The sequence below is a fragment of the Apilactobacillus kunkeei DSM 12361 = ATCC 700308 genome (assembly GCF_001281265.1).
GTDB classification, from domain to species: Bacteria; Bacillota; Bacilli; order Lactobacillales; family Lactobacillaceae; genus Apilactobacillus; species Apilactobacillus kunkeei.
The window spans coordinates 1-423 of sequence record NZ_JXDB01000008.1; the positions used below are offsets into that span (position 1 = coordinate 1).

At 43.0% G+C, this 423-nt stretch carries 2 tRNA genes; both read left to right on the forward strand.

The features are described from left to right. The first annotated feature begins 127 nt into the window (after nt 1–127). Nucleotides 128–202 (forward strand) — tRNA-Ile (locus tag RZ79_RS04680). 37 nt (nt 203–239) lie between these two features. Continuing rightward, nucleotides 240–312, forward strand: a tRNA-Ala gene (locus RZ79_RS04685). Nucleotides 313–423: the final 111 nt, after the last annotated feature.

The following is a 423-nucleotide window of genomic DNA, read 5'->3' on the forward strand; positions in this document are numbered from 1 at the left end:
AGGTAGCCGTAGGAGAACCTGCGGCTGGATCACCTCCTTTCTAAGGAAATTTCGGAAACTTACATTAGGTTCATCAATCTTATTCAGTTTTGAGGGATTTACCTCTCATATGATTCTTTGCTTCTTTGGGCCTATAGCTCAGTTGGTTTAGAGCGCACGCCTGATAAGCGTGAGGTCGGAGGTTCGAGTCCCCCTAGGCCCATCGACCTCACAGGGGTCACAATCATATTTATATTTATGGGGAATTAGCTCAGCTGGGAGAGCACCTGCTTTGCAAGCAGGAGGTCAGCGGTTCGATCCCGCTATTCTCCATTGACACGTAAGTGTCATACTTGGTTCTTTGAAAACTAGATATTATTTAATTTCTATATTGAATTTGTATAAAAATACAATTTCAACCGAGAACACCGCGTTATTTTGAGT